Source organism: Streptomyces sp. NPDC053542, from assembly GCF_044544685.1.
Lineage (GTDB): Bacteria > Actinomycetota > Actinomycetes > Streptomycetales > Streptomycetaceae > Streptomyces.
In genome coordinates this window covers 135,633-159,475 of the sequence record NZ_JBITXL010000014.1, presented here as the reverse complement: position 1 = coordinate 159,475, position 23,843 = coordinate 135,633, and the positions used below count along the sequence as shown (strand labels likewise).

Here is a 23,843-nt window from a genome sequence, read left to right as displayed (position 1 = left end):
GGGTGGTGCGCCGCACGGCACACCACAACTGGGAGCCAGGTCCACCCCTGCGGCACGGAAGCGACGGTTCAGGTTTCAGTCGGCCGGCGGGTGCGACCCGGGTGGGGCCCGGACGCTCAGTAGACAACGGCTCTCGGTCGACCCGCAGCCAGCGGGCCCCAGGTCGGCCCGAAGGGCGCCGGGCCCCGATCCGCACCCCGCGGATCTCCACCCACCCCGCACCCCGCCTCGTAGCGAGGCACCCTCTCCGTACGCGGCGCCGCCTCGTAACGAGGCGCTCTCTTCATACGCGGCACCACTCCTCGCCCTCACCGAGAGCGAGCGCGCGTACCCGTACCGGTCACCGCCGCCCCGCGCGCACGCGCCCCGTTGTACCGTCGGCTCACCACCGCACGACCTGCAGGAAGGCCGCGACTGTGCCATCGGGCTCCGAAACCACCGCCGAAGCCGTACCAGGCCCCGCCCAGGGCCCTGGCGGAGACGGCCCCGCCGCCGACGGCGGCCCCGTGGCCACCGAGGCGCCCGACGCCGCAGCACGCCGCCCCGGACGCCTGCGCCGCCTCGCCGCCCTCGTGCGCCGCGAAACGCCGCGCACGGTACTCGCGGTCCTCACCGGACTCGCCCTCGGACTGGCCTTCCCGCCGTACGACCTGTGGCCGCTGTCCCTCCTGGCGGTGGCCGGGCTCAGCCTGCTCACCCGCGGCCGTACGGCACGTCAGGCCGCCTGGACCGGCCTCGTGTTCGGCTGGCCCTTCTTCTTCCTGCTGCTGAAGTGGCTGCACGTCGTCGGCTGGGACGCCGTGATCGGCCTCGCCTTCGCCGAGGCCGTCTTCGTGGCACTGCTCGGCGCCGGACTGGCCGTCACCTCGCGCCTGAAGGCATGGCCCCTGTGGGCCGCCTGCCTGTGGGTGGCCCAGGAATGGGCCCGCGACCGCGTGCCCTTCGGGGGCTTCCCCTGGGGCCGGCTCGCCTTCGCCAACACCGCCTCGCCCTACACCCCGTTCGCCGCCCTCGGCGGCGCGCCCCTGGTGACCTTCGCCGTCGCCCTCACCGGCACGCTCCTCGCCGCGCTCACCGTGACGCTCTGGCAGCTCCGCCGCCCGGACAGCGCGGCCGGTACGCGGCTGCGCCGGGCCCTCCCGGCCCTCGAAGCCTTCGGCCTGGCCGCGGCCGTCACCGTCGCCGGGTACGCCGTCCCCGTACCGACCAAGGCCACCGACCACCTGAACATCGCCGTCGTGCAGGGCAACGTCCAGCAGCCCGGCATGGACTTCCTCGGCCGCCCGATGATGATCACGGAAAATCACGCCCGCGCCACCGAGAAGCTGGCCGCCGACGTGAAGGCCGGCCGCGCCAAGAAGCCCGACCTCGTCATCTGGCCGGAGAACTCCTCCGACCTGGACCCCTTCCAGTACCCCGAGGCATACGACCGGATCAACAGGGCCGTGCGGGCCATCGGCGTCCCCGTGCTCGTCGGCGCCCTCGTGGACCACCTGTCCAAGGCCGGCTACGTCTTCAACCAGGGCATCCTCTGGGACCCGAAGACCGGCCCCGGCGCCTCGTACACCAAGCAGCACCCGGTGCCGTTCGGCGAGTACGTGCCCTTCCGCAAGGAGCTCAGCAAGATCATCACGCGCCTCCAGCGGGTGCCGCGCGACTTCTACCCCGGTGACCACACCGGCGTGATGAACATGGCGGGCGCGAAGCTCGGCGACGTCATCTGCTTCGAGGTGGCGTACGACGAGATCGTGCACGACACCGTGAACGCCGGGGCGCGGGCCCTCATTGTGCAGACCAACAACGCCACCTACGGGCGCACCGGCCAGCCCGAGCAGCAGCTCGCGATGTCCCGGCTGCGCGCCGTCGAGCACGGCCGCGCCGTGGTCACCGCCGCCACCAGCGGCATCAGCGCCGTCGTCGCACCGAACGGCGAAATCACCCACCGCATCCCCGAATTCACCCAGGGCGTGGTCAGCGCGAGCCTGCCGCTGCGGGAGGAAAAGACCGTCGCCGACCGCGTCGGCGCGTCTCCGGAATGGGTGATCGCTATGGTGGGCCTTCTGTCCTGCGCTGCCGCCTTCGTGCTCGGCCGGCGCGGGCGTACGAAGGACGAGAAGGGGCAGCAGTGACAGACGGCGGACAGGGCGGCGAGCGGCGGCAGTACGGGCCGCTGGGCGACATCTTGGTGATCATTCCGACGTTCAACGAGGCGGAGAACATCAAGCCGGTCGTCGATCGGGTGCGCGCCGGAGTGCCCGACGCGCACGTACTGGTCGCCGACGACAACAGCCCGGACGGCACGGGCAAGCTCGCCGACGAACTGGCCGCCGCCGACGACCACGTGCACGTCCTGCACCGGCAGGGCAAGGAGGGCCTGGGCGCCGCCTACCTCGCGGGCTTCCAGTGGGGTATCGAGCACGGTTACGACGTCCTGGTGGAGATGGACGCCGACGGCTCCCATCAGCCCGAGGAGCTGCCCCGGCTGCTGACCGCCCTGAAGGGCGCCGATCTCGTGCTCGGCTCGCGCTGGATGCCCGGCGGCCGGGTGGTGAACTGGCCCAAGTACCGCGAGTTCCTCTCCCGCGGCGGCAGCACGTACTCCCGGCTGCTGCTGGACGTGCCGATCCGGGACGTCACCGGCGGCTTCCGGGCCTTCCGCAAGGAGACGCTGCAGGGGCTGGGCCTGGAGGACGTCGCCTCGCAGGGGTACTGCTTCCAGGTCGACCTGGCCCGGCGGGCCGTCGAGGCGGGCTACCACGTCGTCGAGGTGCCCATCACCTTCGTCGAACGGGAGCGGGGCGACAGCAAGATGAACCGCGACATCGTCGTGGAGGCGCTGTGGCGGGTGACGGCTTGGGGTGTGGGGTCCCGGCTGGACAGGCTGCGGGGGAAGAAGAGCGGCTGAAGCGAGAAGAGCCGCTGAAGCGGGCCTGTGGATAACCGGGGGACGGTCGGTCGCCGGGGCTAGCTTGGGGAGCGGTGGTGGTGGCGGGGGAGGGGACCCACTCACCGGTTCGGGGAGAGGGAGGGGCCCTACCCATGGCGGACCAGGCACACTTGAACCATGACGTCCGCCACCACGCCACCCCGCCCCCGTCCGCCCCAGCGCTCCCGCGCCCGCCGTCTGGTGCCGCTCGGCATCGCCGTGTGGGTCGTCCTGGAGGTCTGGCTGCTCACCCTGGTCGGTGGGGCAGCGGGCGGCCTGACGGTCTTTCTTCTGCTGGTGGCCGGCGTGGTGCTCGGCGGTTACGTCATCAAGCGGGCGGGCCGGCGCGCCTGGCAGAACCTGGCGGGCGCCTTCCAGCAGCCCGGCGCCGATCCCGCGAAGCCGGCCCCGGAGACCGGTGGCGGCAACATGCTGCCGATGCTCGGCGGCCTGCTCCTGATGTGCCCCGGACTGGTCTCGGACGCGGCGGGCCTGCTGTGCCTCTTCCCGCCGACCAGGAAACTCCTCCAGCGGCGCCTGGAGCGCCTGCTGGCCCGCCAGGCGTCCGCAACCCCCGGCTCCTTCGGCGACGCCTTCCAGCAGGCGCGTATGCGCGCTCCGGACGGCAAGGTCGTCCCGGGCGAGGTCGTCCGCGACGACGAGCCGCCGGCCCCGCCCCGGCAGGACCCGCCGCTGCCGCGCTGATAAACACCGCGAGGGCCGGTATCCCTGCCGCAGCAGGGGTACCGGCCCTCGACGTGAGCCGTCCGCCGTCAGGCGGACTTCTTGTTGCTGTCGCGCGGGTGCACAGCGATGTTCATGGTGCCGGAGCGCAGGACGGCCAGCCTCTCGGCCAGCACCTCCTCGAGCTCCTCGCGGGTGCGCCGCTCCATGAGCATGTCCCAGTGCGTACGCGCGGGCTTGCCCTTCTTCTCCTCAGGGCCATCGCCATCCACCAGAAGTGCGGGAGCGCCGCAAACCTTGCACTCCCACTCCGACGGAATCTCGGCCTCTACCGAGAAGGGCATCTCAAAGCGATGTCCCTTCTCGCATGCGTACTCCACCGCCTGGCGCGGGGCCAGGTCGATGCCGCGGTCGGTCTCGTAGCTGGTCACCACAAGTCGCGTGCCGCGAAGAGCTCGCTCACTCATGAATCGTGCCTCCCGGGCTTTGTCGCCCACAGGACAGGTGTCGCTGTCGTCGTCATCCGGTCAACGTCCGGTCGGCGGTGAAGATTCCCGAATTCGGGACCCAGGTCGCCCGTCGTGCCGCCCCTTGTTGTACCCACCAACGCCCGGTTTGTCACATCTGGCAGCAGATGTCACCCGACGCTGTCCGAAGTTCAGCGCGCAGTAACGGTCCGCCTGGTGAGCCAAAGGCGTACACTACCGGCCCGCGCCTCACTTGCCTAAATCAGGTCGGGCACTCGGTTTCCGGCCGCCGTCGCGGCGCGCCGCACGGGCACGCGGGCGAGCAGGACAAATCCGATCAAGAAGAACGCCGCCAGCGAGGCGATCGCGTCGCGGTAGCTGCCCGTCATCTGGTAGGCGACACCGAAGACCAGCGGCCCCAGCCAGCTCACGCCCCGGTCGCTGATCTCGTACGCGGCGAAGTATTCGGCCTCTTTCCCGCGCGGGATCAGATGCGAGTACAGCGACCGCGACAGCGCCTGGCTGCCGCCCAGCACCAGCCCGATCGCCACGGCCAGGCAGAAGAACCACACGGGCGCGTGCGCGGGCAGGAAGACCCCCGCGACGATCACCGCCATCCATGCCACCAGCGACGCGAGAATCGTCCGTTTGGCGCCGTGCCGCCGGGCCAGCCGGCCCATCAGCACCGCGCCCGCCGCCGCCAGCGCCTGTACGAGCAGCACCGCGACGATCAGCGTCGTCTGGTCCAGGCCCAGCTCCTCCGAGCCGTACACCGACGCCTGGGTGATCACGGTCTGCACCCCGTCGTTGTACACCAGGTACGCGAGCAGGAAGGCCAGCGTCAGCGGGTGCCGGCGCAGGTCGCGCAGTGTCTCCCGGAGCTGCCGCAGGCCGCCTCCGGGGGGCGGGGACGCGGCCGTACGAAGTGGTCGGCGGTCCCGGAGCCGGCGCAGCGGTACGAGGGTGAACACCGCCCACCACAGGCCCGCCGACGCCAGGCAGATCCGGATGGCGTCCTCCTGTGAAACGCCGAAGGAGGCGTGGCCGGCGTACAGGACCAGGTTGGCCACCAGGACCAGCGCGCCCGCCGCGTAACCGAACGCCCAGCCCCGTGAGGACACCGCGTCCCGCTCCTCGGGGGCCGCGATCTGCGGCAGGTAGGAGTTGTAGAGCATCATCGAGACGACGAACGACACGTTCGCGACGATCAGCAGCGCCCCGCCGAGCAGATAGCGGTCGCCGCCCAGGAAGAGCAGCCCCGTCGTCGCCGCGGCACCCGTATACGCGCACCCGCCCAGCAGTGGCTTCTTGCGGCCCGTGCGGTCGGCGACGGCCGCCGCCAGCGGCATCGCCAGTACGGAGAGCAGCAGCGAGGCGGACACCGAGTACGCGTAGAACGACCCGGCCCGTACCGGGATGCCGAGCGGGTGGACAAAGCCGTGCGCGTCGGCCGCCGCCTTCGCCACGGACGTCAGATACGGCCCGAGGAACACCGTCAGGACGGTCGTCGAGTAGACGCTGTTGGCCCAGTCGTACCAGTACCAGCCGCGCTGCTCGCGCCGCCGGCCGGCCGCGTCCGTCGGCTCGGCCGGTTCGACAGCGATGTCCACACCCACAGGTTCCCCCTCGCGCTCCCCGTCACGGCGGCGGAAGCGGTCGCGGGGCCGGCACCCGTGGGTCAGGTCAGGTCCAGGCGCCCCGCGCGGTCAGCACATCCCGCAGCGTGTCTATGTGATCGGTCATGATGCCATCTACACCTAGATCGAGGAGATCCGCCATCCGCGCGGCGTCGTTCACGGTCCAGACGTGCACTTGAAGCCCGAGCTGTCGGGCCGCGCGCAGGAAGAGCCGGTCCACCACCCGTAGGCCCGCGTGCCGCTCCGGTACCTGTACGCACACCGCGCTGCGCCGTACCGCGGCGCCCAGCAACCGGTCCAGCGGCAGGCTCCGCCCGTAGGAGCGCAAGCGCAGTCCCGCCACCCCGCGGGTGCCCAACGAGGTGGCCAGCCGGCCGCCCGCGAGCTGCTGCGCCCGCCCGGCCCGCGCCTCCGAGAACGAGCCGACGCACACCCGGTCCCACGCGCCCGTACGGTGCAGCAGCGCCAGCAAGGGGCGCAGCGCCGCCTCGGCCTTCACGTCCACGTTCCAACGCGCCTCCGGGAACTCCTCCAGCAGCTCCTCGAAGAGCGGCAGCGGCTCCCGGCCCGCCACCTTTGCCTGCCGCACGGCCCGCCAGGGCAGCGCCCCGATCCGGCCGCTGCTGTCGGTGACCCGGTCCAGGGTGGCGTCGTGGAACGCCACCAGGCGGCCGTCCGACGTGGCGTGCACGTCGGTCTCCAGGTAGCGGTAGCCGCGTTCGACGGCGCGGCGGAAGGCGAGCGCGGTGTTCTCCAGGCCGTCCGCCGCGCCGCCCCGGTGGGCGAAGGCGAGCGGTGCCGGGTGGTCGAGGTACGGGTGGCGGGGGCGCGGGCGCAGGACGGTCACGCGGGCAGTATGGCGGGCGCCCCGCACAGAGGGGCAGCGAGGGTCCGGCCACGAAGGCGCGCCGCCGGCCTTCGGGACGAGACGCCGGCCCTCGAAGCGTGCCGCCCTGGCCTTCGGGACGAGATGCCGGCCCGCGCCCCGCCCCCCAGTAAGCCGCGCGCTCTCAGGACCGGCAGTCCGCGGCCGCCTCCGGGGCCGGCGCCGGCTGTTCCTGTGGTGCGGACTTCCCCGTGACCACCCGGGACGGCTCGTCCAGTCCCCTGATCGCGAAGAGCCGCAGGAAGAACTGCGCCATCGGGCCGATGGCCAGCGCGTACACGACCGTGCCCACGCCGACCGAGCCGCCCAGGAGGAAGCCCGCGGCCAGTACGGTGATCTCGATGCAGGTGCGGACGAGGCGGATGGGGCGGCCGGTGCGCAGGTGCAGCCCGGTCATGAGTCCGTCCCGCGGCCCGGGACCGAAGCGCGCGGAGATGTACAGGCCGGTCGCCGCGCCGTTCAGGGCGACCGCGCCGGCCAGTACCGGGACGCGCATCCAGAACGACGGGGACGCGGGCACCAGGGCCATCGTCGCGTCCATCACCAGGCCCAGCACGATCACGTTCGAGACCGTGCCCAGGCCCACGCGCTGCCGCAGCGGGATCCACAGCAGCAGGATCAGCGCGCCGGAGACGATCGTGACCGTGCCGATGGTCAGGCCGGTGTGTTCCGCGATGCCCTGGTTCAGTACGCTCCACGGCTCCAGGCCGAGGTCCGCGCGTACCATCAGCCCCATGCTCACGCCGTACAGCACCAGACCGACGTAGAGCTGGACCAGCCGTCGCGGCAGATGGCGCCCGTGGGGCCGCCCGGCGGCCGCCTCCCGCTCACCCTCCCGGCCGTCCGCCGCATCGCCCTCCGGCCCCGGTTCCGGCCCCTCCGCGGGCCCCTTCGCGGACGCCTCTGCAGATCCCTTTGCAGACAACGGGTTCCCCTCCTGGCAAGATTGGACTGTAGAGGGCCAGCCTGTGGCGGGCCGGCAGCCGGGTTCCATGGCCAATCGCGGAAAGGTGGACTGGTCGATATGGCGCAGTGGACTTCAGCAGTGGGTGCGGCCCAACTCGCCCGCCTGGTGCGGTCGCAGGACGACCGCGCCGCCTCGGCGGCGGTCGGCGGCCGCCGCATCCCCGCGTACCGGACCCTCGCCGACGGCGTCCGCCTCCTGGTGCTCGAAGGGCGGGTCCCGGTGGCCGCGCGGCTGCCCGCCGAGCGCGAGCTGGCCGCCGCGCTGTCCGTCAGCAGGACCACCGTCGCCGCCGCCTACGAAGCGCTGCGCGCCGAGGGCTTCCTGGAGTCGCGGCGCGGCTCGGGGAGCTGGACCGCCGTGCCGGCCGGCAATCCGCTGCCCACCCGGGGGCTGGAGCCGCTGCCCCCGGAGGCCGCCGGCTCGATGATCGACCTGGGCTGTGCCGCGCTGCCCGCGCCCGAGCCCTGGCTCACCCGTTCCGTGCAGGGCGTCATGGCGGACCTGCCGCTGTACGCCCACACGCACGGCGACTACCCGGCCGGGCTGCCCGCGCTGCGCCAGGCCCTCGCCGACCGCTACACGGCCCGCGGCATCCCCACCATGCCCGAGCAGATCATGGTGACCACCGGCGCGATGGGCGCGGTGGCCGCGATCTGCCGCCTGATCACCCGCCCCGGGGAGCGGGTCGCCGTCGACTCGCCCTCGTACGCGAACATCCTGCAGCTGATGCGGGACGCCGGAGCCCGACTCGTCCCCGTGGCGCTCGCCGAGCGGCTCGGCGGCTGGGACATCCCGGCCTGGCGCCAGGTGATGCGGGACGCCGCGCCCCGTATGGCGTACGTCGTCGCCGACTTCCACAACCCCACCGGCTCGCTCGCCACGGAGGAGCAGCGGCGCGGACTGGTCGCGGCGGCCCGCTCGGCCGGCACGGTCCTGGTCGTCGACGAGACGATGGCCGAACTGTGTCTCGACCCGGGCGTCGAAGTGCCGCCCGCGGTCTGCTCGTTCGACCCGTCGGGCAGCTCGGTGATCACTGTCGGCTCGGCGAGCAAGGCGTTCTGGGCCGGTATGCGCATCGGATGGGTGCGCGCGGCCCCGGACATCATCCGCAGCCTGGTCGCCGCCCGCGCCTACGCCGACCTCGGCTCCCCGGTCCTCGAACAGCTCGCCATCACGTCCCTGCTGGACGGCGGCGGCTGGGAGGAGGCGGTCGCCATCCGCCGGGAGCAGGCGCGCGAGAACAGGGACGCGATCGTCGACGCGGTCCGGCGCCACCTGCCCGACTGGGAGTTCAGCGTCCCCAGCGGCGGCCTCACCCTCTGGGCGCGCACGGGCGGCCTGTCCGGGTCGCGCATCGCGGAGGCGGGGGAGCGGCTGGGCGTACGGGTGCCGTCGGGCCCGCGCTTCGGGGTGGACGGCGCCTTCGAGGGGTTCGTACGTCTCCCGTTCACGGTCAGCGGCGCGGTCGCCGACCAGGCCGCCTCCCGGCTGGCCGGCGCCGCCCACCTGGTCGCCACGGGCCGCTCCCAGGACAGTGACACGCTGCACTCGTTCGTGGCCTGAGGGGCGCCTGAGGGCGCTTGAGGGGCGCTTGAGGGGCGCCTGAGGGGTGCCTGAGAGGCCGGGCACGCGGCTCCGGAGGGCGCGACCTGACACCGGTCCCGGAAGGCGCGGTCTGACACCACAGGTACCTGACACCACAGGTACCGGACACACAGATTCCGGACACCGCTCCCGGAGGAATGATCCGGGCGGCCGCCGGTGGAGCGCGTCACCGGTGGCCGCCCGGAGATCAGGGCCCGTGAGGGCGAGCGGTCACACCGCCCCCGACGCGGTGCCCGCGCGGTACCCGAAGTCCGCGCCGTCGGCGGGCGGGGCGGCGGCCGCGGGTACGGAGCCGAGCGCCGTGCGCTCCGGCAGCAGCGCCAGTACCGCCCGCCGGTGGTACTCACTCGTCGCGTCGTCGAACGGGTCGGGCGTGGCGGGCACTTGGAGGCGCAGGACCGGGCCCGAGCCGAGCCGGGCGTAGCCGCGCCCCGGCGGGACCTGGTCGGCGGGCGTGGTCTCCGGGGGCGCGCCCAGGACGGCACGCACGTCCTCCGGGCTGGTGGGCCCGAGCACGACGCGCGCCCGGGTGTGGGCGCGCACCGGCTCGCTCAGCAGCTCCGCGCTCTCGAACTGGTCGGCGACGGCCACCGTGACGCTCGCGGCGCGCCCGTGGCGCAGCGGTACTTGGAGGAGGCGCTGCGGGTCCTCGCGGCCCTCGGCGGCGGCGAGGTGGGTCAGCGCGCTCGGCCGGTCCACGAGGACCCACAGCGGCTGGCGGAGGTCGTCGGGGACCGGCAGCCCGGCCTGCCGCGCGCGGTTCGCGGCGATCAGCCGCCGCTCCGTCTCGTGCGCCGCCCACTCCAGTGTGGCCAGCGCGCTGGTCAGCCCGCACTCCACGCCGAGTACGCCGGGCCGCCCCAGAAGGAAAGCGAACTCCCCGGTTCCGCTGCCGTCGATGACCAGGACGTCGCCGTGGCAGAGCGCTTGCAGGGCGACGGACCGCAGCAGGGTCGTGGTGCCGCTCCCGGGGCGCCCCAGGGCCAGCAGGTGCGACTCGGTGGAGCGCGGCCCGGTCCGCCAGACCACCGGCGGCACGTCCCGCGGCTCCGCCTCCTCGGCCGCGCCCGCCACCGGGACGGTGCGCTGGACCGCGCCCGCGTCGGTGAAGCCCAGCACGGTCTCGCCCGGCGTGGTCACGAACCGCTGGGCCGCGATGTCGGTCGGCAGCGCCGGGAGCACGGTCAGGACGAGCTGGTTGCCCTCCTGGTCCCACGCGAAGTGGTACTCCCGGCCGCGCCCCGACTTGGCGAGCAGCACCTGTTCGATGCGGACCCGGGACTGGGGCTCGGCATCGGTGAAGTACACCGGGTACTTCAGGCGCAGCCGCGCGAGCCGCCCGTCCTCGTCGAACTCGTACTCGGGGAAGGCCGTGGCCCAGTCGCCGTCGTGCACGTACAGCGGGTCCGGGTCGCCCTCGAAGCTCAGGTACGGCACCAGCGCCTCGTACAGGGCGCGCAGCCGGCCGGTCTCGGCCTCGGTCGGCCCGGCGTCGGCGGGCGTCCGCTCCCGGCCCGCCCAAGCGGCCGCCGCCATCACCGAGATGAGACCGAGCAGCGGCCCGTACGGCACGAGCGCCAGGGAGACCAGGCAGACGGCCGTCGTGGCCAGCAGCGGGCCGCGGCGCTCCCGCGGCGTCGCCGCCCACCGCTGCCGGCCGGCCGAGAGCAGCCGGCGCAGGCCGCGGCCGATGACGAGCAGCGGGTGGAACACGTCGGAGGCGCTGTCGGCCGCGGTCCGCGCGAAGTCGCGGCCGCGGGTGAGGGGAGCGCTGTTGCTCAGGATGCTGGGCAGTGGACGCCGGGGCACGGAAGGTCTCCTGGGGATGCGTGACGACTCGGCAGGACGCTCAGAGCGAGAGTCCCTTGAGCAGGCCCGCGAGGCTCGCGCCGCCGGCCTTGATGCCCGGGGCGATGGCGGTGCCCGCGAGGTAGAAGCCGAACAGCGCGCAGACGATGGCGTGGGAGACCTTCAGTCCGTCCTTGCGGAAGAACAGGAACATGATGACGCCGAGCAGGACAACGCCGGAGATGGACAGGACCATGGGGGTTCTCTCCTGGGTGGTGGGGACGGTCACCATGAGTTCTTCCAGCCTCACAGCCCGTATCAAGCCCGGCAAAGCCGCAAATGGGTGATTTATCGTTGAAACCGCCCAATCGGGCCCTGTCGTAGCGCAATCTGCCCCGGAGTGTGCCTACAAGCGCCGTAGATGCCGGTCGCGCCCCTTGTGCCGTACTTGGGTACGCAGGAATGTGGGCGCCATGGCCGTCCTCGCGCCACCGCACTGCTCGAAGTGCTGCCCGGTCGTCCCTCCGAGGCCGGTGATCCCCCCGCGCCTGCCACCCTCCGTGTGGGTCGGCTTCATCCTCGTCGCCGCGGCCGTCATCGGGGGCTGGGCGCTGATGATGTGGCTGTTCAGCAGCCTCTTCAGCTGACGGGCAACAGCCTGTTCGTCGACGGGCAGCAGCCTTTTCGGCTGACGGGCGGCAGCTTTTCCGTGCCGGGCGGCAGCCTCTTCAGCTGGCGCGCGGGCCCGTCTCCGGGATGTCGATGTCCGACCAGGACACGGCCGTCCAGCCGGCGGCCGGGGAGCCCTCCAGGACGACGACCGCGGTGTTCGGGAGGGGGTGGGCGATGGCGAAGTCCGCGTCCAGGTTGCGGGCGCGCGCCGCGGACCAGGTACGGATCGCCGCGCCGTGGCTCACCACGGCGGCCGCCTCGACGCCGGAAGCGGCGATCTCCTCGATCACCGCGTCGTAACGCGCCAGCATCTCCACGCCGTTCTCGCCGCCGGGCATCCGCAGCTCCGGCTTGCCCGCCGGCCAGGAGAACGCCACGCGCTGGTACTGGTCGTTGGAGGCCGCGTCGCCGCGCATCTCCAGGTCGCCCGCGGCGATCTCGCGGACGCCGTCACGGATCACCACGTCCAGGCCGCGGGCCTCGGCGAGCGGCGCGGCGGTCAGCTGCGTGCGCACGAGGGTGGAGGCGTAGAGCGCGTCGATCTTCTCGTCGGCCAGCCGCTCCGGGAGCGCGGCCGCCTGCTGCTCGCCCAGCTCGGTCAGGCCGGGCCCCGGTGCGGTGGTGTCCAGCAGGTGGCCGACGTTGGACGGGGTCTGACCGTGACGGATCAGCAGCAGGCGCATGGAAGAACTCTCGGTCGGGCGTGGGCGGCGCCCCGCACGGCGCGTGTCCGTACTGGCGCGCCGCCCGTACGGCACGTACGTATATGGGTTATGCAAGCAATTTCAGGCTACCGGACGGCGGACGGCCGGCACCGGGCCCAGCCTCGTCCTCAGGCCGTGACGCCCGTCGCGCCGTCCGTCTGCTCGCGGAGGATGTCGGCGTGGCCGACGTGCCGGGCAGTCTCCTCGATGACATGCACATAGATCCAGCGCAACGACATCTCGCCGATCTGCGGATGCGGCACGACATGGTCCAGCGGGAACGGGGCTGCCACCGCGCGCGACCGCGCGCACGCCTCGTCGTACGCCGCCAGCAGCCCGTCGAGCGACTCCTCGGGGCCCACCTCCCAGCCGCCGTCGTGCCCGCCCGCCGCGGCCGCCTCGCCCGCGTCCTTGGCGGGCGGTTCCGCAGCGGTCAGCAGGTCGGGGAACCAGGAGCGCTCCACCAGGGTCAGGTGCTTGACCAGTCCTGCGAGGGTGGTCTCCGAAGGGACCAGCCGGCGGCGCGCCGCGTCGTCGGCCAGGCCCTGCACCTTTCCCCGGAGCGTCGAGCGGTGGAAGTCCAGGAAGGCTTCCAGGACCTCGCGTTCGCCGCCGGTGCGGACGAGCAGCGGGGCGGGAACGTCGGTGGGCGCAGAGGGCGTGGTCTCGGTCATGGGCCGAGTCTGCCGTACCGCCCGCGGGGGCGATTACGCGGGGAGCGAGCACTGCCGTGCGAGTACATCGGGCGGTATAGGAACGAAATGAATCCACAGGAACTGGCGCGGGCGCGCGGCCGCGCGCGGACGGAACGGGGGCGGTCGGCGTGAACGGACCCATGGGCGGGCAGGCCGACGGGAGCAGACCGGCCGGCAGCGGCCGACGCGGCCGCAGCGGCAGAGGGACGGGCGGCTGGAGACGGCTGCGGCCGCTGGTCGGACTGCTGACGGCCGCCGCCGTCTCCCAGGCCGGCACCCGGGTGTCCGCGATCGCGCTCCCCTGGTTCGTCCTGGTCACCACGGGCAGCGCGGCACAGACCGGCCTGGTCGCGTTCTGCGAGATGGCGCCGTACGTCCTGATCAAGGCGCTGACCGGGCCGCTGGTCGACCGGGCGGGAGCCCGGGTGATCTCCTGGACGGCGGATGTGGTCAGCGCGGCGGTGGCCGCCGCGGTACCGGCGCTGCACGCCCTGGACCTGCTGGACTTCTGGCTGCTGCTCGTCCTGGTCGCCGTGATCGGCGGCGCCCGCGGCCCCGGTGACCTGGCCAAGGAGGTCATGATCCCGGAGGCCGCCGCCCGCTCGGCGATGCCCATCGAGCGGGCCACCGGCCTCCTCGGCGTGGTCGAACGGCTGGCCGCCACGGTGGGCCCCGGCCTGGGCGGTGTACTGGTCGCCGTACTCGGCCCGCTGGCCGGCCTGCTCGTCAACGCGGCGACCTTCGCCCTCGGCTCGGTCCTCGTCGGCCTGGCCCTGCCGCGCGGGATGGGCGGCGCGGCGGACGGTACGGGGACGGCGCACGGCGGGGAGGCGGCCGCCTCCGGAGCCGCGGCCGCCGCGGCCGCCGGGGCCGAAGCGGGCTACTGGCGCCGGTTCGCCGAGGGCTTCACCTACCTGCGCGGCCAGCCGCTGCTGCTCATCATCATCTGCACCGTCGGCTTCACCAACTTCCTCGACGCCGCCCGCAACTCCGTGCTGATGCCGATCTGGGCCAGGGAAACCGGCCACGGGCCGTCCGCGATCGGCCTGATGGCGAGCGCGGCGGGCCTCACGGCGGTGGCCGGCAGCCTGGTCGCCGCGGTCGTCGCCCACCGGCTGCGCCGCCGGCAGGTCTTCTTCGCCGGCTTCCTGGTCTCCGGCGCGCCCAAGTTCGTGATCCTGGCGGTGGACGTACCGGTGTGGGTGGTGGTCGCGGTGTACGCGGTCTCCGGCTTCGGTTCCGGCTTCCTCAACCCGATCCTGGGCGCGGTCATCTGGGAGCGGATACCGCGCCGCCTCCTCGGCCGGGTCGGCGCGCTGGGCGACTCGCTGGCCTGGGCGGGCATCCCGCTCGGCGGCCTGCTGGCCGGCGCGGCGGTGGTCTGGGCGGGCCTGGTCCCGGTCCTTGCGGTGAGCGGCGCGGCGTACTTCCTCGCCACCAACCTGGCCGGGCTGCGCCACGAGTGGCGGGAGCTGGACCGGGAGGCGGGCACCGGACCGGCGCCGCCCGAACCCCCGGCCGGGCCGCGACCGCCGGCCGGACCACCCGCGCCCTACCCGGACGGCCCACCCGTGCCCCACCCGGCGCACGATCCGCCGCGACCGCGCCCCGACCGGCTGGAGGCATAGCGCGCGGCACGCGGGGAAAGCGGGCACCGGCGCGGTAGGCGGCCTCGGACGCGTACAGCCGTTACGTTCGGGGCACCACGTGCACCCCGCCGAACCGAAGGACCCGGAGGACCGACATGGCGAAGATCCTTTTCGTGCTGACCGGCGCCGACCACTGGACGCTGGCCGACGGCACCCGGCACCCCACCGGCTTCTGGGGTGAAGAGGTGACGGCCCCGTACGAAGTGTTCACCGAGGCCGGCCACGAGGTCGTGGTCGCCACGCCCGGCGGCGTGCTGCCCACCCTGGACCCGGCCAGCCTCGCCCCGGAGGTCAACGGCGGCCAGGAAGGCGCGGACGCGGTCGCCGCCACGCTCCAGTCGATGGACCCGCTGCGCCGCCCGGTCAAGCTGGAGCAGGTCGACGCGGCCGGCTACGCGGCCGTCTTCTACCCCGGCGGCCACGGCCCGATGGAGGACCTCGCCACGAACGAGGACTCGGCCCGGCTGCTGGCCGACGCGCTGGCCTCGGGCCGGCCGCTGGGCATCGTCTGCCACGGCCCCGCCGCGCTGCTGGCCACCCGTGGCCCCGACGGCGCCTCGCCGTTCGCCGGGTACCGCCTCACCGCCTTCACCAACGCCGAGGAGGCGCAGGCCGGCTTCGCCGACAAGGCGCCGTGGCTGCTCCAGGACCGCCTGGTGGAGCTCGGCGCGGACTTCCGCGAGGGCGAGCCGTGGGCGCCGTACGTCGTCACCGACCGCAACCTCTTCACCGGCCAGAACCCGGCCTCCTCCGGCCCGCTCGCGGCGGAGATGCTCAAGGCGCTCGGCTGACCCGGCGCCCTTCCCGCACCGGGGCGGAATGAATGCTTCCGCGCCGGTGCTGTGCATGGTCGATCGCACGCACCACCCTGAACGAATCGAGCACCGCATGACCGGCTCACCCGTCACCTCCGCCGAAGCCCCCGCAGCCGCCGCCGGGGCCGCCGCCGAGACCCCCGCCGACCTCGTCGCCCGGCTGCGTGCGACCTTCCGCGGCGGCCGCACCCGTTCCCTGGACTGGCGCGCGCAGCAGCTCTGGAAGCTCCGTACGCTGCTCACCGAACACCGCGCGGACCTCGCCGCCGCCCTCCACGCGGACCTGGGCAAGAGTGAGGCGGAGGCGTTCGGCGCCGAGGTGGACTTCCCGATCCGGGAGATCGACCACACCCTGGAGCACCTGGAGGAGTGGCTGCGGCCCACGCCGGTCGCGCTGTCCGCCGAGGGCTTCCCGGCCGGCAGCACGGCGGGCACCCGGTTCGACCCGCTCGGCGTCGTCCTGGTCATCGCGCCCTGGAACTACCCGGCGCAGCTGCTGCTCGTCCCCCTCGCGGGCGCGCTCGCGGCGGGCAACACCGTCGTCGCCAAGCCCAGCGAGCTGGCCCCGGCCACCTCGGCGCTGCTGGCGCGGCTGCTGCCGGAGTACCTCGATGCCGACGCGGTCGCCGTCGTCGAGGGTGGCGTACCGGAGACCACCGCTCTCCTCGCCCAGCGCTTCGACCACATCTTCTACACCGGCAACGGCACGGTCGGCCGGATCGTGATGCGCGCCGCCGCCGAGCACCTCACGCCCGTGACGCTCGAACTGGGCGGCAAGTCACCGGCGTTCGTGGACCGGGACGCGGACGTGACGCGCACGGCGCAGCGGCTGGCCCGCGCCAAGTTCCAGAACGCCGGCCAGACCTGTGTCGCGCCCGACTACGTCCTGACCGACCCGGAGACCTCCAAGGGCCTCCAGGCCGCCCTCGCCGAGGCCATCGAGGAGCTGTACGGGCCCGACCCGGCGGCCTCGCCCGCGTACGGCCGGATCATCAACCACCGCCACTTCGACCGCCTGACCGCCCTGCTCGACTCCGGACGGACGGTCACCGGCGGCGCCCACGACCGGGCACAGAAGTACATCGCGCCGACCGTACTGGCCGGCGTCACCCCCGATTCCCCGGTCATGCGGGAGGAGATCTTCGGCCCGGTGCTGCCGATCGTCGAGGTCGCGGACCTGGACGAGGCGATCGCGTTCATCAACGACCGCGACAAGCCGCTGGCCCTCTACGGCTTCACCGAGAACGAGACCACCCGCCGCCGGCTCGCCACGGAGACCTCCTCGGGCGGCCTCGGCTTCGGTATGCCCATGGCCCACCTCCGCGTCCCCGACCTGCCCTTCGGCGGCGTCGGCGAGAGCGGCATGGGCGCCTACCACGGGCCGCACTCCATCGCCACGTTCAGCCACCGGAAGGCGATGCTGGACGTACCCCTGACCTGACGCAACGTCACCGGCCGTGCGCCCACTCCCGTTCCGCGACCTCGCGGAAGCCGTGGGGCGGGCGGCCGGTGAGGCGCTGGACGGCGTCGGTGGTGCGGTCCTCCGCGCCCCGGGCGATGGCGCGGTCCATTCCCGCCAGCATCGCGGCGAACTCCGGCGGCACCTGCGCCGCGAGGTGAGCGCACAACTGGTCGTGGCTCAGCCGGCGGTGGACCACGGGCCGCCCGCTGACCTCGGTCATGACCGCGGCGATCTCGTCGTAGCTGAGCGCCTCCGGCCCGGTGAGGACCGGGTCGGCGTTGGGCGCGCGGTCATCGGTCAGGGCGCGTACGGCGACGGCGGCGATGTCGTCGGCGTCGACGAACCCGACCCGGCCGTCCCCGGTGGCGGTCAGGAGGGTGCCGCTCTCCCGGATGCTGTCGGCGTGGGCGTGCGCGCCGGTGAAGTTCTGCATGAACCACGAGGGCCGCAGCACGGCCCACTCGTCGAACAGGCCGGGCAGCGCCTGGTGGACGACACCGACCGCCGGGCCGCCCTCCGGGATCGCCGAGGAGCTGAGCAGCACCGCACGGCGTACGCCCGCGGCGCGGGCCTGCCGGAGGAAGGGCAGCATGACCGCGGCCGGGTCGGAGTCGCCCACGGGCGGTACGAGGTAGAGGCGGTCGACGCCGTCGAGCGCCGCACCGTGCGTGGCGGGGTCGTACCAGTCGAAGCGGACCGGCTCCGCGCCCGGAACCGGGGTGGCACGGCGGCTCGCGGCCTTGACGCGGTGGCCCGCGGCGGTCAGCCGCGCGGCGGTGCGGCAGCCGGTGGTGCCGGTGGCACCGGTGACCAGCGTGGTGCCGGTGGCGGTCATCGGGCGCTCCCGGCGAAGTCGGCGCCGGATTCGAGCACGGCGAGCGGGTTCCAGTAGTCGCGGTAGGAGGTGATGAGCCCCTCCCGCACGGTCACGACGGCGATGTACGTCATGTCGAAGGGCCTGCCGGTCTCCACCAGGCGGCCCACGCCGCGCATTTCGACCACGAGGGTCTCCGGGTCCTCGGTCCGGTGGATCCGCAGGTCGGGGAAGTCGTGCAGGTCGATGTGGTCGGGATAGTGGCGCATGTAATCGCCGACGGCCGCCTTGCCTTCCAGGCGCCGGGGCCGGCCCTCGGGCGCGAAGGGGAATTCCATGACGCCGTCCTCGGCCCACAGGCCGGTCCAGGCGGGGATGTCCTTGTCGAGCAGCAGGCGCAGGCTGTGGCGGTACAGCGCTGCCGGTTCCGTCGGTGCGGTGGGTGCGGGCATGGGTGTCCTCTCGTCCTGTCTTCCTCGCGTCTAGAATGCGGACTCCGGGTCCGCTTCTGCAAGATACGGACCCGTGGTCCGCTTTGTAAAGGAGGAGCCGCGTGCCCGAGCGCAGAGCCCGTAAGGACGCCGTCCGCAACCGGGCGGCCGTCTTCGCCGCCGCCGACACCCTGTTCACCGACTGCGCGAGCCCCGACGAGGTCACCATGGCCGATATCGCGGCAGCGGCCGGCGTCGGCAAGGGCACCCTCTTCCGGGCCTTCGGCGACCGCGCCGGCCTGATCAGGGCGCTGTACGCGGCGCGGCTCGAACCGGTCCAGGAGGCCGTCGAAGCCGGCCCGCCGCCACTGGGACCCGGCACCCCGCCGCTCCAGCGCGTACCCGCCCTGCTCGACGCCCTCCTCTGCTTCAAGCTCGACAACCGCCACCTCGCCCTGGCCCTGGAGGGCTCCGGTGGCGACAGCCCGTACCGGGCGGCGCACTACGCGCGCTGGCACACCCTGCTGCGGACCATGCTGGAGGAGCTGCCCGGCCTGCCCGACAGTGGTTTCGCCGCCCACGCGCTGCTCGCCGCCGTCCGCGCCGACCTCGTCGAGCACCTGGCGGGCGAGGAACACACGACACGCGAGGCGCTGCGGTCGCAACTGGCGGACTACACCGCCGCGTTCCTCGGCGCACCGAGCGATCCGGAGTGACGCGCGACGGGGTTACTGTGACGGGCATGGTCAGTGACACAACTGTGCTGCCGGGCGGTGTCGTCATGCGGCCGGCCGCCCCCACCGACGCCGAGGCGCTGCTCGCGGCGTATCTGCACAATCGCGAGCACCTGCGCCCCTGGGATCCGGTGCGGGAGGAGGACTTCTACACCCTCGAGGGCCAACGGGAGCGGCTGCTCGGCCAGTTGGCGGAGCGGGACGCGGGCCGGCTGATGCTGTGGATGCTGACGGACGGCCCCCGGATCGCCGGTGTGATCACCCTGTCCGGCATCCGTTACGGCCCGTCCTGCAGCGGGAACCTCGGTTACTGGATCGACGTCGATCACACCGGGAAGGGGCTGGCGAGCGCGGCCGTGGAGGCGGTCGCCCGGTACGCCGACGAGGAGGCCGGGCTGCACCGCCTCGAAGCGGGCACGCTGCTGCACAACGCCGGCTCGCAGCGCGTCCTGGAGAAGTGCGGCTTCGAGCCCTACGGCGTCGCGCCGCGCTTCCTCCACATCAACGGCGAGTGGCGGGACGTCCGGCTCTTCCAGCGGATCCTGAACGACCGCCCGCCCGCCGGTACCTGACCGCCCGCGGCCCCGGCGTCAGCGGCGCAGCCGCACCCGGTAGGAGTACTGCTCGGGCAGGAAGTAGCTGATGGCCAGCTCGACGCGGCGGCCCTCGGAGGTCGTGTAGAGGCGGTCGATGCGCAGCAGCGGGTGGTGCGGCTCGCACGCCAGCTCCTCCGCGACGGCGTCCGGCGCCGGCGCGACCGTGATGGACTGCTCGGCCTCCGTGATCGGCGAGTCCAGCCGGTCGTCCAGCAGGCCGATGATGGTGAACGTGGAGCGCGCGCCCGTCTCGGTGAGCTGGTCCACGTCGGTCAGCGTCTCGCCGACGTCCGGCGGCAGCCACACCGTGGTGTGGCAGAACGGCACGTCGTCGTGGAACCGGCGGAAGGCGAGGGTGTGCACCATGTCGCTGTCCAGCCGCAGCCGCCCGGCCGCGTCGATGTCCACGCGCCGCCGCAGCGGGCTGGACAGCTGCATGGTGGTGTCCAGGGACAGCCCCATCAGATCGTCCACCGAGCCGAACCTGCGGAGGTACCGGCCGTCGCGCGGCGCGGCGAACGTGCCGCGCCCGGGGACCCGGTACACCAGGCCCTCGGCGACCAGGTCGTGGAAGGCGCGGCGCACGGTCTGCCGGCTGACCTGGTACGTCTCGGCCAGCTCGGCCTCGGTCGGCAGCCGCACCCCCTTGGGGTACCGGTCGCCCGCGAGATCCGTACGCAGGTCGTCCGCCAGCTGCTGGTACGCGGACCGCCCACGGACCGGCTTGTTGGCCGCCATCACATCCTCGTCGCCGTTCGGTAGTCCGGGTGGTTCAGGTGGTCCGGACAGGTAGGACGGCCAGCTTATCGGCCCCGGAACGGGCGGGTCACCTGCGGGGACGGTCGCCGGGAGCCGGCGGGCGCGGCGCGGGCTCTCACCCGCCGCCCGCGCTCAGGATGCGGCGGGCCCGCTCCAGTACCGGGCGGTCCACCATCTGCCCGTCGACCACGGTGACCGCCTCGCCCGCCGCCAGCACGCGCCGCGCCCACTCCTGTTCGGCAGCCGAAGGAGTGAACCCTTCGTGTACGGCGTCGAGTTGACGCGGGTGGATGCAGAGCTTGCCGGCGAAGCCCAGCCCGCGGGCGTGCGCGACATCCCCGGGCAGGGGGCCGTCGGCCGCGAGATCGGCGGTGACGCCGTCGAGTGGCGGCGCGAGCCCGGCCGCCGCCGAGGCGCAGACCACGCGCGAGCGCGCGTACGCCAGCGCCTGGTGGTCGTCGGGGTCCACACCGAGCTGCGCCGCGAGGTCGATGTTGCCGAAGGCGGCCCGGACGAGGTTCGGGGCGCGGCACAGCGCGGCGGCGTTCTCCACCCCGGCCGCGGTTTCGATCAGCGCCAGTACCGGGCTGCGGCCGCCCGTCCGGCAGGCGATGGATTCCAGTACGGCCGGGTCCTCGGCCTTCGGCAGCATGACGGGCGCGCCGTGCGCGGCCGCCATCGCCAGATCGGCCTCGAACCACTCGGTGCCGTGCGCGTTGACCCGCACCACCGCCCGTGCGCCGCCCGCCAGCCACAGGGCCACGTCGTCCCGCGCGGCGTCCTTCCCGTCCGGCGCGACCGCGTCCTCCAGGTCCACGATCACCCCGTCCGCGCCCGCGGCGGCCGCCTTGGCGAACCGGTCGGCGCGGTGGCCGGGGACGAAGAGCAGACTGCGCGCCGCGGCGAGCTCCTGCGCGTACGACGGTGCCTCGGCCGCCTGCGCGGACGAGGGCGTCTCGGTGCCGGTCATGCGAAGGTCACCTCCGCCGTGGCGTGCTCCGCCGCGCGCGGCCCGGCGACCGACAGCCGCACGCCCGACGCGTCGCCCTCCTCGTACGGCGTGCCGCAGGACAGCAGCCGCTCGCCGCAGAACGCCGGGGTGCGCAGCCGGTAGGAGAGGGTGCGGACGGTGCGCTCGGGCGCGCGGCGGCGGACCAGCTCCAGCATCTGCAGGACGAGCAGCGGACCGTGCACGACCAGGCCCGGGTAACCCTCGACCCCGGTGACGTAGGGCTCGTCGTAGTGGATGCGGTGCGCGTTGGCGGTCAGCGCGCTGACGCGGAAGAGGACGGCCGGATCGGTGGTCCACGGCAGCTGCCACGGCGTGTCGCTCTGCGGCTCGGCGTCGAGGTCGAGGGTGAGCCGGTCCGGTACGGGCGCGTCGCCGCCGCTGCGGTAGACGATGTCCTGCTCCTCGGCCACCCGCACCTCGCCGTCCTGGCGGAACTCGCTGCGTACGGTGACGAACAGCAGCCCGCCGGTGCGCCCCTTCTTGGCCTCGGCCTTGACCACACCGCTGGTCTGCTCGGCGGGGCGGCCCACGGTCAGCGGTGTACGGACCTCCAGGCGGCCGCCCGCGAACATCCGGCGCCGCTCGGGCAGCGGCGGCAGGAAGTGGCCGTCGCGCAGATGCCCGTCCGGGCCCAGCTCGCTCTGCCGGGGCCAGGTCAGGAAGTGCAGCCAGTGCCACAGCGGCGGCAGCGGCTGCCCGGCGGCGGCCACCGGCCCGGGCAGGTCCAGTACGGCGGAGAGCGCGGCGACCGGGGCGGCGGCCAGCGGGTCGGTCGCGCGGGTGTCGGCCGGGTGCCAGCTGCGGGCGGTCTCTTCCAGAACGCCGAGGTCGGCGGGGGCGCCGGGCATGAGGGCTCCTGTCTGTGCGGAGTGCGGGGTGCGGTGGGGGCGGAGCGGGTCAGTGGGTGGCGGCCCGGCTGGGGGAGCCGGGGCGTACCGGATCCTCCTGCGCGGGCCGGGCGTGCAGCTCCTCCAGTGCCCGGTCCCGCGTGTCGATGCCGAAGAACGCGACGGTGAGGGTGGCGATCAGCCAGGCACCGGCGACGAAGGCGAAGACGCCCACGTAACCGAGGTGCGGTGCGGTGTAGACGGCGGCGATGACCAGCGGCGCGACGATGTTGGCGGCGCGGCCCGCGCCGTTGCCGAGGCCGGACCCGGCGGTGCGCAGCGCGGTGGGGAAGTGCTCGGGTGTGTAGGAGTACAGGACGGCGATGTACGCCTGGCTGAGCGCGGCGACCAGTACGCCGAAGACCATGACGGCCCCGGTGCCGGTGCTCAGCCCGTAACCGATGCCGACGGCGGCGACGATCAGGCCGAGCGCCACGGCGAGGTACTTGCGCGAGAAGCGGTCGATGAACGGGGTGGCGAGGAACGCGCCGGGCACCGCGCCGATGGTGGTGATCGCCGACATGGTCATCGACTGGGCGAAGTCCTGGCCGCGGTCGGCCAGCAGGGTCGGCACCCAGGACTGGAACCCGTAGAAACCGGTGAGCGCGAAGGCCCAGACGACCATCATGACGAACGAGTTGCGGCGCTGTCCCGGCGCGAAGAGGTCACGGAAGCGGGCCTCGGTCCCCGCCTCGGGCGGCTGCTCCTCCGTACCGCCGCGGAAATCCGGTACGAAGCGGCGCACCATCTCGGCGGCCTCCGCGGCCCGGCCCCGGGAGAGCAGCCAGCGCGGCGACTCCGGCAGCCGCAGGACCAGCGGGAGCAGCAGGAAGCCGAGTGCCCCGGCGACGAACAGCCAGCGCCAGGCCGCCGGGTGGGAGACGGTGATCCCGCGGGCGGTGAAGGCGACCAGCGGGATGCCGACGAGGCCGACACCGAGGGCGACGGCCTGGAAGCGGCCCCGGTGGGTGGCCGGGGTGACCTCGGAGAGGTAGGAGATCGCGATGGCGGTCATCGCGCCGAGGCCGAAGCCGGTGAGCGCGCGGGCGGCGGCCATCGGGCCGGGCGTGGAGACGACGGCGTTGAAGAGCGAGGCGGCCGAGAAGACGGCGACGGCGGCGGACATGCCGAGCCGGCGGCCGAGCAGGTCGGCGGCGCGGCCGCCCAGGACGGCGCCCACCGCCATGCCGGCGAAGCTCATGGCGGTCACCAGGGCCACGTCCTGGACGGTGAAGCCGTGCACGGCGCGGATCGCGGGGGCCGCGAAGGCGAAGGTGTTCAGATCGGCGAGGTCGAACAGGAACATCGCGCTGATGATCAGCAGCACTCTGCGGTGCGTCCGGCCGATCGGTGCCCCGCTCAGCGCGGCGAGGGCGGGGGATGGGGTCGTCACTGACCTGCCTCCAAAGGGGTCCCAGAAACGGGCGGCCATTTAGCGCGGGCATGTACGGCATCGCTACGTACAAAGTGGCTCCACGTATGGCGTCGGCATTCTGTGGCCCGGCTCACGGCGGCGTCAAGGGCTTGCTGTCCAGGGTTTCGAGGGGTGGACAGGGGAAGAGTGCCGCACGCACGGCACCGTTGACACGGCGATCATTTGGCCGTACAAATCTGCGGCAGAGGAGTCGCCGGCCGGACCGCCGCCGGCCGCCG

General features: G+C 73.5%; 24 protein-coding genes. 10 read left to right on the top strand and 14 right to left on the bottom strand.

Annotated elements, in window-relative coordinates:
- Positions 1–416 precede the first annotated feature (416 nt).
- The 3 genes from lnt to fxsA all read left to right on the top strand — a co-directional run bounded on the left by lnt (position 417) and on the right by fxsA (position 3,631).
- A complete protein-coding gene (lnt, locus tag ACIGXO_RS32380) occupies positions 417–2,129 on the top strand; it encodes an apolipoprotein N-acyltransferase (RefSeq protein ID WP_399794030.1) in 1,713 nt (570 codons plus the stop codon).
- Positions 2,126–2,905 carry a polyprenol monophosphomannose synthase gene (locus tag ACIGXO_RS32375; protein WP_399794028.1) on the top strand — a complete coding sequence of 260 codons (780 nt, stop codon included), beginning with the start codon at positions 2,126–2,128 and terminating at the stop codon, positions 2,903–2,905. Before lnt ends, ACIGXO_RS32375 begins: the two co-directional genes overlap by 4 nt.
- A gap of 159 nt (positions 2,906–3,064) precedes the next feature.
- Positions 3,065–3,631, top strand: a complete 567-nt coding sequence (gene fxsA, locus ACIGXO_RS32370; protein ID WP_399794026.1) for an FxsA family membrane protein — start codon at positions 3,065–3,067, stop codon at positions 3,629–3,631.
- A 68-nt stretch (positions 3,632–3,699) separates the two neighbouring features.
- Here fxsA and ACIGXO_RS32365 read toward each other — a convergent pair whose 3' ends face one another.
- The 4 genes from ACIGXO_RS32365 to ACIGXO_RS32350 all read right to left on the bottom strand — a co-directional run bounded on the left by ACIGXO_RS32365 (position 3,700) and on the right by ACIGXO_RS32350 (position 7,525).
- Positions 3,700–4,077 carry an RNA polymerase-binding protein RbpA gene (locus ACIGXO_RS32365; RefSeq protein ID WP_030261439.1) on the bottom strand — a complete coding sequence of 126 codons (378 nt, stop codon included), beginning with the start codon at positions 4,075–4,077 and terminating at the stop codon, positions 3,700–3,702.
- A gap of 257 nt (positions 4,078–4,334) precedes the next feature.
- Positions 4,335–5,693, bottom strand: a complete 1,359-nt coding sequence (locus ACIGXO_RS32360; RefSeq protein ID WP_399794024.1) for an MFS transporter — start codon at positions 5,691–5,693, stop codon at positions 4,335–4,337.
- Between the two features lie 67 nt (positions 5,694–5,760).
- A complete protein-coding gene (locus ACIGXO_RS32355; protein WP_399794022.1) occupies positions 5,761–6,561 on the bottom strand; it encodes a glycerophosphodiester phosphodiesterase family protein in 801 nt (266 codons plus the stop codon).
- Positions 6,562–6,724: 163 nt separating this feature from the next.
- Positions 6,725–7,525 (bottom strand): YitT family protein, encoded by an 801-nt coding sequence (locus ACIGXO_RS32350; protein WP_399794020.1) that lies wholly within the window; start codon positions 7,523–7,525, stop codon positions 6,725–6,727.
- Between the two features lie 99 nt (positions 7,526–7,624).
- Between ACIGXO_RS32350 and ACIGXO_RS32345 the strand changes: the two genes are divergently transcribed.
- On the top strand, positions 7,625–9,130 hold the full coding sequence (locus tag ACIGXO_RS32345) for a PLP-dependent aminotransferase family protein (protein ID WP_031059605.1): 1,506 nt from the start codon (positions 7,625–7,627) through the stop codon (positions 9,128–9,130).
- Between the two features lie 252 nt (positions 9,131–9,382).
- On the opposite strand, the gene ACIGXO_RS32340 is transcribed toward ACIGXO_RS32345, so the two are convergent.
- Together ACIGXO_RS32340 and ACIGXO_RS32335 are read right to left on the bottom strand one after the other, a co-directional pair.
- Complete coding sequence (locus ACIGXO_RS32340; protein ID WP_399794018.1) at positions 9,383–10,981, bottom strand: hypothetical protein; 1,599 nt, start codon at positions 10,979–10,981, stop codon at positions 9,383–9,385.
- 40 nt (positions 10,982–11,021) lie between these two features.
- Entirely contained in the window at positions 11,022–11,216 is a 195-nt protein-coding gene (locus tag ACIGXO_RS32335) for a hypothetical protein (protein WP_030261424.1), read from the bottom strand.
- Between the two features lie 217 nt (positions 11,217–11,433).
- Here ACIGXO_RS32335 and ACIGXO_RS32330 point away from each other — a divergent pair, with 217 nt between their 5' ends.
- Positions 11,434–11,607 (top strand): hypothetical protein, encoded by a 174-nt coding sequence (locus ACIGXO_RS32330; protein WP_399794015.1) that lies wholly within the window; start codon positions 11,434–11,436, stop codon positions 11,605–11,607.
- 81 nt (positions 11,608–11,688) lie between these two features.
- Here the strand turns inward: ACIGXO_RS32330 and ACIGXO_RS32325 are convergent, their stop codons facing one another.
- Together ACIGXO_RS32325 and ACIGXO_RS32320 are read right to left on the bottom strand one after the other, a co-directional pair.
- Positions 11,689–12,315 carry a histidine phosphatase family protein gene (locus ACIGXO_RS32325; protein WP_399794013.1) on the bottom strand — a complete coding sequence of 209 codons (627 nt, stop codon included), beginning with the start codon at positions 12,313–12,315 and terminating at the stop codon, positions 11,689–11,691.
- Between the two features lie 149 nt (positions 12,316–12,464).
- Positions 12,465–13,010, bottom strand: coding sequence for a DinB family protein (locus tag ACIGXO_RS32320; RefSeq protein WP_399794011.1), 546 nt, complete (start codon positions 13,008–13,010; stop codon positions 12,465–12,467).
- 149 nt (positions 13,011–13,159) lie between these two features.
- On the opposite strand from ACIGXO_RS32320, the gene ACIGXO_RS32315 reads away from it, so the two are divergent.
- From ACIGXO_RS32315 to ACIGXO_RS32305, 3 genes are all read left to right on the top strand, one after another.
- Positions 13,160–14,659 carry an MFS transporter gene (locus tag ACIGXO_RS32315; RefSeq protein ID WP_399794009.1) on the top strand — a complete coding sequence of 500 codons (1,500 nt, stop codon included), beginning with the start codon at positions 13,160–13,162 and terminating at the stop codon, positions 14,657–14,659.
- A 116-nt stretch (positions 14,660–14,775) separates the two neighbouring features.
- Positions 14,776–15,471, top strand: coding sequence for a type 1 glutamine amidotransferase domain-containing protein (locus tag ACIGXO_RS32310; RefSeq protein WP_399794007.1), 696 nt, complete (start codon positions 14,776–14,778; stop codon positions 15,469–15,471).
- A gap of 97 nt (positions 15,472–15,568) precedes the next feature.
- Complete coding sequence (locus tag ACIGXO_RS32305) at positions 15,569–16,936, top strand: aldehyde dehydrogenase family protein (protein WP_399794005.1); 1,368 nt, start codon at positions 15,569–15,571, stop codon at positions 16,934–16,936.
- 7 nt (positions 16,937–16,943) lie between these two features.
- Here the strand turns inward: ACIGXO_RS32305 and ACIGXO_RS32300 are convergent, their stop codons facing one another.
- Positions 16,944–17,792 carry an NAD(P)H-binding protein gene (locus tag ACIGXO_RS32300; RefSeq protein ID WP_399794002.1) on the bottom strand — a complete coding sequence of 283 codons (849 nt, stop codon included), beginning with the start codon at positions 17,790–17,792 and terminating at the stop codon, positions 16,944–16,946.
- Positions 17,789–18,223 (bottom strand): nuclear transport factor 2 family protein, encoded by a 435-nt coding sequence (locus ACIGXO_RS32295; RefSeq protein ID WP_399794001.1) that lies wholly within the window; start codon positions 18,221–18,223, stop codon positions 17,789–17,791. The genes ACIGXO_RS32300 and ACIGXO_RS32295 overlap by 4 nt, the downstream gene beginning before the upstream one ends.
- A gap of 101 nt (positions 18,224–18,324) precedes the next feature.
- On the opposite strand from ACIGXO_RS32295, the gene ACIGXO_RS32290 reads away from it, so the two are divergent.
- Together ACIGXO_RS32290 and ACIGXO_RS32285 are read left to right on the top strand one after the other, a co-directional pair.
- Positions 18,325–18,918, top strand: a complete 594-nt coding sequence (locus ACIGXO_RS32290; protein WP_399793999.1) for a TetR/AcrR family transcriptional regulator — start codon at positions 18,325–18,327, stop codon at positions 18,916–18,918.
- 26 nt (positions 18,919–18,944) lie between these two features.
- On the top strand, positions 18,945–19,508 hold the full coding sequence (locus tag ACIGXO_RS32285; RefSeq protein ID WP_399793996.1) for a GNAT family N-acetyltransferase: 564 nt from the start codon (positions 18,945–18,947) through the stop codon (positions 19,506–19,508).
- A gap of 18 nt (positions 19,509–19,526) precedes the next feature.
- Here ACIGXO_RS32285 and ACIGXO_RS32280 read toward each other — a convergent pair whose 3' ends face one another.
- From ACIGXO_RS32280 to ACIGXO_RS32265, 4 genes are all read right to left on the bottom strand, one after another.
- Entirely contained in the window at positions 19,527–20,270 is a 744-nt protein-coding gene (locus ACIGXO_RS32280; protein ID WP_399793994.1) for a GntR family transcriptional regulator, read from the bottom strand.
- Between the two features lie 136 nt (positions 20,271–20,406).
- Positions 20,407–21,261, bottom strand: coding sequence for an HpcH/HpaI aldolase/citrate lyase family protein (locus ACIGXO_RS32275; protein WP_399793992.1), 855 nt, complete (start codon positions 21,259–21,261; stop codon positions 20,407–20,409).
- Entirely contained in the window at positions 21,258–22,151 is an 894-nt protein-coding gene (locus ACIGXO_RS32270; RefSeq protein ID WP_399793990.1) for a hypothetical protein, read from the bottom strand. The genes ACIGXO_RS32275 and ACIGXO_RS32270 overlap by 4 nt, the downstream gene beginning before the upstream one ends.
- A gap of 49 nt (positions 22,152–22,200) precedes the next feature.
- Complete coding sequence (locus ACIGXO_RS32265) at positions 22,201–23,583, bottom strand: MFS transporter (protein ID WP_399793988.1); 1,383 nt, start codon at positions 23,581–23,583, stop codon at positions 22,201–22,203.
- Positions 23,584–23,843 lie beyond the last annotated feature (260 nt).

Bases quoted from the DNA above. Each gene is read 5' to 3' on its own strand.
- ACIGXO_RS32345 (WP_031059605.1), top strand. From the start codon at position 7,625: ATGGCGCAGTGGACTTCAGCAGTGGGTGCGGCCCAACTCGCCCGCCTG.
- ACIGXO_RS32335 (WP_030261424.1), bottom strand. From the start codon at position 11,216: ATGGTCCTGTCCATCTCCGGCGTTGTCCTGCTCGGCGTCATCATGTTC.
- ACIGXO_RS32275 (WP_399793992.1), bottom strand. From the start codon at position 21,261: ATGACCGGCACCGAGACGCCCTCGTCCGCGCAGGCGGCCGAGGCACCG.
- fxsA (WP_399794026.1), top strand. From the start codon at position 3,065: ATGACGTCCGCCACCACGCCACCCCGCCCCCGTCCGCCCCAGCGCTCC.
- ACIGXO_RS32320 (WP_399794011.1), bottom strand. From the start codon at position 13,010: ATGACCGAGACCACGCCCTCTGCGCCCACCGACGTTCCCGCCCCGCTG.
- ACIGXO_RS32310 (WP_399794007.1), top strand. From the start codon at position 14,776: ATGGCGAAGATCCTTTTCGTGCTGACCGGCGCCGACCACTGGACGCTG.
- ACIGXO_RS32305 (WP_399794005.1), top strand. From the start codon at position 15,569: ATGACCGGCTCACCCGTCACCTCCGCCGAAGCCCCCGCAGCCGCCGCC.
- ACIGXO_RS32295 (WP_399794001.1), bottom strand. From the start codon at position 18,223: ATGCCCGCACCCACCGCACCGACGGAACCGGCAGCGCTGTACCGCCAC.
- ACIGXO_RS32280 (WP_399793994.1), bottom strand. From the start codon at position 20,270: ATGGCGGCCAACAAGCCGGTCCGTGGGCGGTCCGCGTACCAGCAGCTG.
- ACIGXO_RS32285 (WP_399793996.1), top strand. From the start codon at position 18,945: ATGGTCAGTGACACAACTGTGCTGCCGGGCGGTGTCGTCATGCGGCCG.
- ACIGXO_RS32270 (WP_399793990.1), bottom strand. From the start codon at position 22,151: ATGCCCGGCGCCCCCGCCGACCTCGGCGTTCTGGAAGAGACCGCCCGC.
- ACIGXO_RS32300 (WP_399794002.1), bottom strand. From the start codon at position 17,792: ATGACCGCCACCGGCACCACGCTGGTCACCGGTGCCACCGGCACCACC.
- ACIGXO_RS32365 (WP_030261439.1), bottom strand. From the start codon at position 4,077: ATGAGTGAGCGAGCTCTTCGCGGCACGCGACTTGTGGTGACCAGCTAC.
- ACIGXO_RS32325 (WP_399794013.1), bottom strand. From the start codon at position 12,315: ATGCGCCTGCTGCTGATCCGTCACGGTCAGACCCCGTCCAACGTCGGC.
- ACIGXO_RS32330 (WP_399794015.1), top strand. From the start codon at position 11,434: ATGGCCGTCCTCGCGCCACCGCACTGCTCGAAGTGCTGCCCGGTCGTC.